This is a genomic window from Undibacterium sp. Ji83W (assembly GCF_049340385.1).
In the GTDB taxonomy this organism is placed as follows: Bacteria; Pseudomonadota; Gammaproteobacteria; order Burkholderiales; family Burkholderiaceae_D; genus Undibacterium.
On record NZ_JBMPOZ010000013.1, the window covers coordinates 54,444 to 65,509 of the forward strand.

General features: G+C 52.5%; 8 protein-coding genes. 5 read left to right on the forward strand and 3 right to left on the reverse strand.

Annotated elements, in window-relative coordinates; genetic code table 11:
* The first annotated feature begins 52 nt into the window (after window positions 1-52).
* Genes ACO0LD_RS20295 through ACO0LD_RS20305 form a run of 3 tightly spaced genes read left to right on the forward strand, consistent with a single transcriptional unit; the run spans window position 53 to window position 6,071 of the window.
* Window positions 53-1,306 (forward strand): efflux RND transporter periplasmic adaptor subunit, encoded by a 1,254-nt coding sequence (locus tag ACO0LD_RS20295; protein ID WP_423009995.1) that lies wholly within the window; start codon window positions 53-55, stop codon window positions 1,304-1,306.
* Window positions 1,307-1,346: 40 nt separating this feature from the next.
* A complete protein-coding gene (locus ACO0LD_RS20300) occupies window positions 1,347-4,556 on the forward strand; it encodes an efflux RND transporter permease subunit (protein WP_423009996.1) in 3,210 nt (1,069 codons plus the stop codon).
* Window positions 4,557-4,562: 6 nt separating this feature from the next.
* Window positions 4,563-6,071, forward strand: a complete 1,509-nt coding sequence (locus ACO0LD_RS20305) for an efflux transporter outer membrane subunit (RefSeq protein ID WP_423009997.1) — start codon at window positions 4,563-4,565, stop codon at window positions 6,069-6,071.
* Window positions 6,072-6,159: 88 nt separating this feature from the next.
* Here the strand turns inward: ACO0LD_RS20305 and ACO0LD_RS20310 are convergent, their stop codons facing one another.
* Together ACO0LD_RS20310 and ligD are read right to left on the reverse strand one after the other, a co-directional pair.
* Complete coding sequence (locus ACO0LD_RS20310; protein ID WP_423009998.1) at window positions 6,160-6,366, reverse strand: hypothetical protein; 207 nt, start codon at window positions 6,364-6,366, stop codon at window positions 6,160-6,162.
* Between the two features lie 244 nt (window positions 6,367-6,610).
* Window positions 6,611-9,244 (reverse strand): DNA ligase D, encoded by a 2,634-nt coding sequence (gene ligD, locus ACO0LD_RS20315; protein WP_423009999.1) that lies wholly within the window; start codon window positions 9,242-9,244, stop codon window positions 6,611-6,613.
* 269 nt (window positions 9,245-9,513) lie between these two features.
* On the opposite strand from ligD, the gene ACO0LD_RS20320 reads away from it, so the two are divergent.
* Both ACO0LD_RS20320 and ACO0LD_RS20325 read left to right on the forward strand, forming a co-directional pair.
* A complete protein-coding gene (locus ACO0LD_RS20320) occupies window positions 9,514-9,669 on the forward strand; it encodes a hypothetical protein (RefSeq protein ID WP_423010000.1) in 156 nt (51 codons plus the stop codon).
* 39 nt (window positions 9,670-9,708) lie between these two features.
* Window positions 9,709-9,885, forward strand: coding sequence for a DUF3606 domain-containing protein (locus ACO0LD_RS20325; protein ID WP_422950786.1), 177 nt, complete (start codon window positions 9,709-9,711; stop codon window positions 9,883-9,885).
* A gap of 97 nt (window positions 9,886-9,982) precedes the next feature.
* Here the strand turns inward: ACO0LD_RS20325 and ACO0LD_RS20330 are convergent, their stop codons facing one another.
* Complete coding sequence (locus tag ACO0LD_RS20330; protein WP_423010001.1) at window positions 9,983-10,978, reverse strand: Ku protein; 996 nt, start codon at window positions 10,976-10,978, stop codon at window positions 9,983-9,985.
* Window positions 10,979-11,066 lie beyond the last annotated feature (88 nt).

Genomic DNA, 11,066 nt, shown 5'->3' on the forward strand with positions numbered 1-11,066 from the left:
AAAAGACTCTCAAGAACTCAGTAATTTACATACTACATCCACGAGGAATATCATGTCTGAATCTACTAGCTCCACTACATCCACTACATCCACTACACCAAGCCGTAAATCCATCGCCATCAGCACTGCCATTGTCCTGTTGATCGCTGCTGCAGGCACCATAGGCGCCATCAAAGTCGAAGCCAGTGACGCTGCACCCAAAGGTGCTCCACCGGCAACTAGTGTCGACGTGGCAGAAGTCGTCAGCCGCAATATCGTCGATTGGCAAAATTATTCAGGCAAGCTCGAAGCCGTCGATAGAGTTGAGATACGCCCGCTGGTTGGCGGCACGCTGACTGCAGTGCATTTCAAGGATGGCAGCCTGGTCAAAAAGGGTGATTTGCTGTTCACCATAGACCCGCGCCCGTATGCGGCTGAAGTAGCACGCTTCCAGGCGCAACTGGCAGCAGCCGAAGCACGCGCAGCCTATACCGGTTCTGACGTGGCACGCGGTGAAAGACTGTTGGGTGAAAACGCCATTGCCCGCCGTGACTTTGAAGAAAAACAAAATGCATCGCGTGAAGCAGCGGCCAATGTACTGGCGGCGCAGGCAGCATTGAAAACAGCCAGGCTCAATCTTGAATATACCCAGATCACCGCACCGGTTGCTGGCCGCATCTCGCGTGCCGAGGTCACTGTAGGCAACGTCATTGCAGTCGGTGCCAGCTCGCCGCCTTTGAGTACGCTGGTATCCGTCTCGCAAGTGTATGCATCGTTTGATGTGGATGAACAAAGTTTCCTGAAATACGTGAACCCGGCGCAGGCCAAAAATACCCAGGTACCAGTCTTCCTGGGTCTGGCGAATGAAGATGGTTATTCGCGTCAGGGCAAGGTGGTTTCCATCGATAACCGTGTGGATACTTCTTCAGGAACCGTACGTGTACGCGCCGTGTTTGAAAACCAGGATGGCTTGCTCTTGCCCGGCCTGTATGCCCGTGTACGCCTCGGTGGCGGTGCACCGCATGCGGCATTGATGATAGATGAAAAAGCCGTAGGCACCGATCAAAGCAAGCGTTTCGTGCTGGCAGTCGACAAGGACAATCACACTGCTTACCGCGAAGTACGCCTCGGTAACAGGCAGGAAGATTTGCTGATCGTGGAATCTGGCTTGAAAGCCGGTGAACGCATCGTCGTCAATGGCCTGCAACGTACACGCCCAGGTGATGCCATCACACCAAACATGGTGCCCATGAGTAAAGTCGCGGCTGTTCCCGCAACTCCTGATACTAGTGCTGCCGCAGAAAAAACTGCTGCTAACAAGTCTTGATCATCGCGTACACAAATATAGACTCAGATAGAAAAATATCATGAATATCTCAAAATTCTTTATCGACCGCCCCATCTTCGCCGGGGTGCTGTCGGTAATTATCTTGCTGGCCGGTGCGCTATCCATGTTCCAGTTACCTATCTCGGAATATCCCGAGGTAGTTCCACCTTCCGTCGTGGTGCGGGCGCAATATCCCGGTGCCAACCCCAAGGTGATTGCGGAAACCGTGGCTTCTCCTCTGGAAGAATCCATCAATGGCGTGGAAAACATGCTGTACATGCAGTCACAGGCAAACAGTGACGGCAACCTGACGGTGACCGTCAACTTCAAGCTGGGTGTCGATCCCGACAAGGCGCAGCAACTGGTGCAAAACCGTGTCTCGCAAGCCTTGCCACGCCTGCCTGCTGATGTGCAACGCCTGGGTGTGACGACGATCAAGAGTTCACCTGCGCTGACCATGGTCGTGCATTTGATTTCACCAGATGACCGCTATGACATGACTTACCTGCGCAACTATGCAGTGTTGAATGTCAAAGACCGCCTGGCGCGTATCAAGGGTGTCGGTGAAGTGGGCTTGTTTGGCTCGGGCAATTACGCCATGCGAGTCTGGCTGGACCCGCAAAAAGTCGCACAGCGTGGCTTGACTGCATCTGATGTCGTGAACTCCATACGCGAGCAAAACGTGCAGGTGGCAGCGGGTGTCATCGGTGCATCACCGAATGTGCCGGGCACGCCTTTGCAATTCAATGTGAATGCGCAAGGCCGTTTGAAATCAGAAGCAGAATTTGCCGAGATCATACTCAAGACTTCTGCCGATGGTGCAGTCACCCGCCTGGCGGACGTGGCGCGCATAGAACTGGATGCTTCTGAATATGGCTTGCGTTCCCTGCTCGACAATAAACCAGCCGTCGCGATACCTATCTTCCAGGCACCTGGCGCGAATGCGCTGGACGTGTCTGACCAGGTGCGTGCAGCGATGAAAGAATTGTCGGCAGACTTCCCTAGCTCAGTCCAATACAAGATCGTGTATGACCCAACGCAATTCGTGCGTTCAAGCATCCATGCAGTCGTCGAGACTTTGCTGGAAGCGATTGCGCTGGTGGTGCTGGTGGTCATCGTGTTTTTGCAAACCTGGCGTGCTTCGCTGATCCCGCTGTTGGCCGTGCCGGTCTCCATCGTTGGTACTTTTTCGCTGATGCTGGGCTTTGGCTATTCCATCAATGCCTTGTCACTGTTTGGCATGGTGCTGGCCATCGGTATCGTCGTCGATGATGCGATTGTAGTGGTAGAGAATGTCGAAAGAAATATCTCGGCTGGCCTGTCACCGAAAGAAGCGACTTACCGCGCCATGCGTGAAGTCAGCGGCCCTATCATTGCGATTGCCCTGACGCTGGTTGCGGTATTCGTACCACTGGCCTTCATGACAGGTCTGACCGGGCAGTTCTACAAACAGTTTGCGATGACGATTGCGATTTCGACTGTGATCTCGGCTTTCAACTCGTTGACCCTGTCACCAGCACTGGCTGCGATTTTGCTCAAAGGCCATGATGAAAAACCGGACTGGCTGACCAAAGTCATGAACCGCCTGTTTGGCCGCTTTTTCGATGCATTCAACCGCATGTTTAATCGCGGTTCAGAAAAGTATTCCAAGGGTGTGGCTGGTGTTATCTCGCGCAAGGCATCCAGCATGGTGGTGTATGTAGTATTGCTGGCAGCGGCCGTGGGTATTTCCTATATCGTGCCGGGTGGTTTTGTGCCTGGGCAAGACAAGCAATACCTGATCAGCTTCACGCAATTGCCAAACGGTGCGACGCTTGACCGTACTGAAAAAGTCATACGCGACATGTCGGCTATTGCCTTGAAAGAACCGGGTGTGGAAAGCGCAGTTGCCTTCCCTGGCTTGTCCATCAACGGCTTTACCAATAGCTCCAGCGCCGGTATTGTTTTTGTGACGCTGAAGCCGTTTGAAGAACGCCGCAGTGCCGAGCTTTCTGCCAATGCGATTGCAGGCAAGCTGAACCAGAAGTATTTCGGCATCAAGGATGCTTTCATCGCTGTCTTCCCGCCACCACCTGTCATGGGTCTGGGTACAGTTGGCGGCTTCAAGATGCAGATAGAAGACAAGGGCGCGCTCGGCTATGCTGAGCTGGATGCCGCAACACAGGCCTTTATTGCTGCCGCCAAAACAGCACCAGAACTGGGACCCATGTTTTCCAGCTACCAGATCAATGCGCCACAACTGGATGTCAATCTCGACCGCGTCAAGGCCAAACAACTCGGTGTGCCTGTGACCGATGTGTTTGACACCATGCAGATTTATCTTGGTTCTTTGTACGTGAATGACTTCAACCGTTTTGGCCGCGTGTATCAGGTACGTGCCCAGGCAGATGCGCCTTATCGTGCCAAGCCTGAAGATATCCTGCAACTGAAAACCCGCAATACAGCTGGTGAAATGGTGCCACTGTCTTCTCTCGTCAAAGTCACACCAAGCTTTGGTCCTGAGATGGTGGTGCGTTACAACGGCTACACCGCGGCTGATATCAACGGTGGCCCGGCCCCCGGTTATTCATCGAACCAGGCGCAGGCTGCGGCAGAGCGTATCGCTGCCAAGACCCTGCCAGCCGGTATCAAGTTTGAATGGACGGATCTGACTTACCAACAGATTTTGGCTGGTAATGCCGGTGTCTGGGTATTCCCTATCAGTGTCTTGCTGGTCTTCCTGGTATTGGCGGCGCAGTATGAAAGCCTGACCTTGCCACTGGCAGTCATCATGATCGTGCCCATGAGTTTGCTGGCGGCCCTGACCGGCGTCTGGCTGACAGGTGGTGATAACAATATCTTCACCCAGATCGGTCTCATGGTACTGGTGGGGTTATCGGCCAAGAATGCGATTCTGATTGTGGAATTTGCGCGGGAGCTTGAACTGCAGGGCAGCACGCCTTTGCAGGCCGCGATAGATGCCAGCCGCTTGCGTCTGCGTCCTATCCTGATGACCTCCATCGCCTTCATCATGGGTGTGGTGCCACTGGTGATTTCCAGCGGGCCAGGTTCCGAGATGCGTCATGCCATGGGTGTGGCAGTGTTCTTTGGCATGCTGGGTGTGACCCTGTTTGGCCTGTTCCTGACACCGGTGTTTTATGTATTGCTGCGTACTCTTGCAGGTGGCCGCAAGCTGCATTCTGCGGTGGTGCATGAAGCGCCAGCAGTTGCACATGACCACACTCATGAGCACGCTACTGTTAAAGTTTGAGAGAGCATGATGATGAATACAATCAAACCCCTGAAGTCTGCTTCATCCCTGTTGATGTTATTGCTGGTGCTGGCTGGCTGTTCAGTCGCACCGACTTACCAGAAAGCGGAAGTGACAACTCCCGCTGCCTATAAAGAAGTGCAGGCAAGCAGCAACTCGAGCAACTGGAAAGAAGCACAACCTTCAGAAGAAGTCGCCCGTGGTGACTGGTGGAAAATCTTTGCAGACGATAGTCTCAACGAGATGGAAAGCCAGGCCATGGCAGCCAACCAGAACCTGAAAGCTGCTGCCGCACGCTTGAAGCAATCACGTGCCTTGCGGCAAGATGCACGTGCTGGCCTGTTCCCGCAAGTGAATGCGGGCCTGGGTGCCAACCGTGGGCGTGCTGCACCGGCGTCCCAGGGGCTCCCTGACAATATCAGGATGCCTACCAGCACGACTTACAATGCCCAGCTTGGTGCCTCGTATGAACTGGATCTGTTTGGCCGCGTCGCGTCCAGCATAGATGCGGCAACGGCAGATACGCAAAAAAATGAGGCCCTGTTCCAGTCCGTGCAACTGGCCTTGCAAGCCGACGTGGCGCAAGCCTACTTTTTGCTGCGTGAACTGGATGCAGAACAAGCCTTGTATGCTGCCACGGTAGAACTACGCTCAAAAACCCTGAAGCTGGTGCAAACCCGTTTTAATGAGGGCGATATCAGCGAGCTCGATCTGGCACGCGCCAAAGCAGAACTGGCAACGGCGCAATCAGAATCGCTGGGCTTGGCACGCAGCCGTGCGGTGGCAGAACATGCACTGGCTGTCTTGCTGGGCAAGACACCGGTAGAATTCAATTTCTCGCCAAGGCCCTTGTCGCGCATTGCTGTCAATATCCCGGCAGGTTTGCCATCAGACTTGCTGGAACGCCGCCCAGATATTGCCGCAGCAGAGCGCAGCATGGCCGCTGCCAATGCGCGCATTGGTGTCGCACGCTCAGCCTTTTTCCCCCGGCTGGATATCACAGGCTCTGCCGGTTATGCGTCAGCCAGCCTGGGTGATTTGCTGAATTGGAGCAGCCGCACCTTCTTGCTGGGGCCTTTGTTGTCCATGCCTCTGTTTGATGGTGGCCGCCGCCAGGCCAGTGTGGACAGGGCAGGGGCAGTTTATGAAGAAGACGTGGCCAACTATCGCCAGACCGTGCTGAATGCCTTCAGGGAAGTCGAAGACAACCTGGCTGACTTACGCATACTGCGCGACCAGACCCAGGCACAAGACAATGCTGTGCAGGCGGCAGAGCGGGCAGCCAAACTCTCGCATGTGCAATACCGCGAAGGCTCGGTCAGTTACCTGAACGTGATCGATGCTGACCGCACGGTATTGCAGCAACAGCGCATCGCCGCACAACTGGATGGCGCACGTGCCAGGTCGGCAGTGAGTTTGATACGTGCCATAGGTGGTGGCTGGGAAGCACGTGGTTCTGCTCCAGTGACATTATCTGCAATTAATTCCAAGGCAGTCATGGCAAAAGCCGACTAATAACTTCTACCGCAATTTCCACCCTCCCAGAACAAGTTCTGGTTTTCACAGCGTATTTCTTTCGAGGAGTACGCTGTTTTTTTCATCATCAATGCAATGTCGGCACCATGGCATCAACAACTTGATCCCCAGCAATCAGCGCTTCCTGTTCAGTGAGGTATAAGTCCTTGTCGGGATGATGCACCATGATGCCGTTGATTTCTACGCCTACTGTCCAGCCATTTCCATATTCTACCGTTTCGAGACGGACGGTCGCTCGCAAAATGCCCCTACCTACGCTTTTGACAATAATCACTTTAACCTCCACTTATCGTGTATGCAAATTCATCTTAGCTGCTAGCCTGTCTTACAGCCATCGGACTGTGGTAGCAGGGCTTGTAAGAGAAGTACCTGCTCATTCTTGTATGAATGATATTTTAAGAGCGCGAACATGTCGTTCCAAGTCTGAGCGCTATGGCAGCCATGGTTGCTCCCATCGTTGCCGTCACTAGCCATTCAAGAATTACATGAGTAGCGAACAAGTGCGAAAAATATTTATACTATTTACGCGCAGGTTTAAATCCCAGTTTTTTCATGCTGTCTGTTAACGATCTTGCTGAGCCTGCATAGTCCTTCCAGGGGTCGTTTCCTACATCCAGGCGTTTATGCGCGGTGTGTACGGTCCAGTGATTGCCACCATGCAGTTTGTCCAGTTCCTCCCACGTGACTGGTACGGATATGCCCATTCCCGGTCTGGCACGCGCTGACCAGGCGCAGGCAGTGGTCGCACCCAGGCCATTGCGCAGATAATCAATGAATATTTTCCCCACACGGTTTTTAGGGCCGCTTTTGGCGACAAACCGTTCGGGTATGGTATTGGCCATATGGGTGACGATGGCTTCAGAAAAATCTTTGACAGTGTCCCAGTCATAACGTTTCTTGATGGGCACGACGACGTGCAGGCCTTTGCCACCGCTGGTTTTCAAGAATGGCAGCAGTTCGAGTTCTGTTAGCATGGCCTGCATCAAACTGGCAGCTTCCTGCACTGATTTCCAGTCCACACCTTCGCCGGGATCAAGGTCAAACACCATGCGGTCTGGTTTGTCGAATGAGGTCGCAGTAGCATTCATGGTGTGTACTTCTACGGTATTCCATTGGGCTGAGTAAATCAGGCCTTCCGGCTTTTTAATCACCAGCAAACCTGGGTGGCCCGGCAGTAAATTATCGCGGGTCTGGCTGACGCCAGGCAGGGTGCGGGTATCGGCGTGCTTCTGGAAAAATAATTCACCGCTGACGCCAGCAGGGGCACGTACCAGTGCCAGTGGCCGGTCTTTCAGGTGTTCCATCATCAAGGGGGCGATCAGGGCATAGTAACGTACCAGTTGCAGCTTGGTGGTGCCGCTTTCTTCATCCATGATGCGTTCGGGATGTGTGATATTGAAGTCTGCCGGCGGGGTCTCATGCACATCTGCATTGGAGTCCATCTTTGCTGCTGACTGTTCTTGCTGTTCTTTTTCCGGTTTTTTTGCATTCCTGATTCTCTGCCACTTGCCTGAACGGGTTTTATCTGCTGGCGCAGCATGAGCAGGGCTCACCGCTTGCTCACGCACGATAGCACTGGCGGGTTTGTCAGTTCGCAATCCCTGAAATACCGAGTGCCGGATATGTCCGGCACTGGTCCACTCACCAAAACTGACCTCGGCAACCAGTTCAGGTCTGATCCAGTGTGATTTGCTGTCTATGCCTGTGTCGCCATCAAACGGACGTTTTTCTGTCACTAAACCATCTAGCTGTTTACGCAAGGCTTTGAGGCTTTTGTCATTGAAGCCAGTGCCTACGTTGCCGGCATAGTGCAGCTTGCCATCTTTAGCATATACACCGAGCAATAGAGAACCTATACCTATGCGTGAACCTTGCGGGTCGGTAAAGCCGCCAATGACAAATTCCTGGCGCTGTGCGCATTTCAGCTTGATCCAGTCATCGCTGCGCCGTGATACATAAGTCGATGATTTAAGTTTTCCTATTACGCCTTCCAGGCCCATCCGGCAAGCCGCCGCCACAATCTCGCCAGGGTCATGGTCGAATATGCTGCTAAAGCGTACTAGTTCAGATTTTTGCCTTTGCATGATGCGTTCCAGCACCTGACGCCTTTCCCACAAGGGCACTTCACGCAAATCGTAACCGGCACAGTAGGGCAAGTCGAAGATGAAGTAACTGATGGCCCTGGTATTGTTGTCATCAAAGGCCAGTTGCAGCGCGCCAAAGTCTGGCTTGCCGTCATCATTGAGTACCACGATTTCACCGTCATACCAGCCATCGGGCAAATCCATGCCTAGCAATTCCTTGTGCAGGCGCGGCAGTTTTTTTGTCCAGTCATTCTGGTTGCGGGTGAATAGCTGTATCTCACTGTTTTCTACACGACTTAGCAGGCGGTAACCGTCAAACTTGATTTCAAAAAGCCAGTCATCCACATTCGCCGGGGCGCTGCTCACCAGGGTGGCAAGCTGCGGCTTAAGTTCCGTTGGTAACTTGGCTGCTTTTGCCAGTGCAGGTGGTCCGCTGCTACTGCTGACGGGTTTTTCTGATTCTTCTGCCGGGTCTTCTGCATCTGCTTGGCCTTCGTCGTCTTCGATGGACGGCATACCCAGCGCCTTGACACTGTCAGCCTGTTCATCGATGACGCTGAATTCACTGGCAAGGCGTGCAAACTCATCTTTTTCCTTGATCAGCAGCCAGGCTTCCTGCTTGCCTTTGGCGTTGCGCATTTTGATGAGTGCCCATTTGCCACGCAGCTTGTGGCCAAACAGTTCAAACTTCAGATTGCCATTTGCATAGCCTTGTCGTGCATCGCCCAGGGGTTTCCAGTAACCCTTGTCCCAAATGATGACCTTGCCCGCGCCATACTGTCTGGCCGGGATAGTGCCTTCAAAAGTATTGTAGGAAATGGGATGATCTTCGACATGTACAGCCATGCGCTTGTCATGCGTGTCAAAACTTGGGCCGCGCGGTACGGCCCAGCTTTTCATCGTGCCATCGAGCTCTATGCGAAAGTCATAATGCAGGCTGCTGGCCCAGTGTTTCTGGATAACAAAAGTCCGCGCCTGTTCGTTAGGCGTGCCACCTTCCGCAGGTTCGGATGTGATGGAAAAATCGCGCTTGGATTTATATTTTTGCAGCGCGTCTGGTTTTGCCATGATGAACTTTCTGCCGTGGGGATCCGTTTGCACTAATCAAAGTGATAGGCATCAAGCATAAATTCATGGAGATAGATGGACTATCAGCCGGGTGATTACAAGTGTGTAGGAACAAGCCTAGCTATCCTACATTTGCTTCGTTCATCGTCCTACATACAAGGTCAAGGGCATTGTCTACTCTGGCATTTCACGGCACCTGTTGTTCTGGATGTCCGGGACCATTGAATATTCATCGCATACTGTTAATCTGGATTAATCAGGAGAAAGTTATGACAAAACGCATAGGCAACAAAGACGAAGCGCAACACCGTGGCAAGCAGGAAAAACGCGAAATCAAGCGTACCAATGTCATTGCAGAAGCAGAAAAGAAGCTGGCCGCCAAGGCTAAATACCGTAATGCGGTAAAAGGCCAGCCCGCACCTTGATCAGGGTGTTGCTGTCAACAACAAATAAAGGAGGCTGACATGGCCGACAATCTGCAAAACCGTGGTCCGCAAGATGCTTCAAGGGTGAACGTGAGTGAGCCCTGGGAGGTCGCTTACTGGACCAGGAAATTTGACTGTACCAAAGATGAACTGGTCACTGCCGTGCAGGAAGTGGGTACCAGTGCCGTTGCAGTGGAAAAGCATTTGCAGCATTAGGTTGCAACAATTATTTAAACAGCCTGGCAGTATTTTCAATACCTGCCAGGCTGTTAAATTTTGCCGCACCTGTTTCGTGGTTTCTATTTGTCTGATATCAAGCACTGCGCCTTTGTTTGGGCACAGTAGCCCTGGTTTTCGCTGGCGCAGCTTTGCTGGTCTTGGCGGCGGGCTTTGCCTTACTCTTGTTGGCGGCGGTAGAACTTGCGGCTGCTTTTTTACCGATAGATACAGGTTTGACAGCCTTATCATTTGCGGTTTTAGTACTGCTCTTGGCCGCAGTTTTGGGGGTAGGTTTTTTGCCCAGACTTTGTTGCAGCAAACCAACCAGGTCATACACCTGCGCACTGCGCGGTTTTTCTTCCGTTTCTGTGTCAGGCATGGTGATGGTCTTGGTTTGTCTGGCCTTTACTTTTTTCTTGACCAGCGCCAGCACATCTTCGCGATAAGTATCGTGGTATTGCGCAGGGTTCCATTTTTCTGTCATGCCATCGACCAGTGACATTGCCATGGTAATTTCCTTGTCGGAAATGCCAGCGGTCTTTGCGCTTTTGGCTGGCAATTTCAATTCACCTGTATCGCGTATTTCATCACTGTAACGCAAGGTATTAAGGACTATCGCATCGTCTATAGTCAGTAAGGCGCACAGATGCTGTTTTGTGCGGATCACAACTTCGGCAATCGCCACCTTGTCTGCCTTGCGCAGAGTTTCACGGAGCAGGGCATATACCTTGTCGCCGCCCCGGTCAGGGACCAAAAAATAAGGCTGTTCATAATAAGTCAGTGGCACTTCACTGGCATCAACAAAAGACTGGATATCGATAGTCTGCGTTGCTTGCACATTGGCCTGTTTCAAGTCCTCATCTGACAGTACGACATATTCATCCGGCTTGTACTCATAGCCTTTGACGATCTCTTCCCATTTGACTTCCTTGCCGCTAGCTTTGTTATAGCGGCGAAAACCGATAGGTGAAAAATCACGCTTGTCCAACATGGTCAGATCAAGTGCATTGTCGGTCACTGCCGAAAAAAGCTCCACAGGGATATGGACCAGACCAAAGCTGATCGCACCTTTCCATATTGCATGTGCCATGTTGACTCCTGCTTGATTATGTTCCTGCCACTAATAAAATGCTTCGCGTTCAGGCTCCATGTTGCGCTTCGTTTTGCGGAGGGGATGT

Bases quoted from the DNA above. Each gene is read 5' to 3' on its own strand.
- ACO0LD_RS20330 (WP_423010001.1), bottom strand. From the start codon at position 10,978: ATGGCACATGCAATATGGAAAGGTGCGATCAGCTTTGGTCTGGTCCAT.
- ACO0LD_RS20295 (WP_423009995.1), top strand. From the start codon at position 53: ATGTCTGAATCTACTAGCTCCACTACATCCACTACATCCACTACACCA.
- ACO0LD_RS20325 (WP_422950786.1), top strand. From the start codon at position 9,709: ATGGCCGACAATCTGCAAAACCGTGGTCCGCAAGATGCTTCAAGGGTG.
- ACO0LD_RS20320 (WP_423010000.1), top strand. From the start codon at position 9,514: ATGACAAAACGCATAGGCAACAAAGACGAAGCGCAACACCGTGGCAAG.
- ACO0LD_RS20300 (WP_423009996.1), top strand. From the start codon at position 1,347: ATGAATATCTCAAAATTCTTTATCGACCGCCCCATCTTCGCCGGGGTG.
- ACO0LD_RS20305 (WP_423009997.1), top strand. From the start codon at position 4,563: ATGATGATGAATACAATCAAACCCCTGAAGTCTGCTTCATCCCTGTTG.
- ligD (WP_423009999.1), bottom strand. From the start codon at position 9,244: ATGGCAAAACCAGACGCGCTGCAAAAATATAAATCCAAGCGCGATTTT.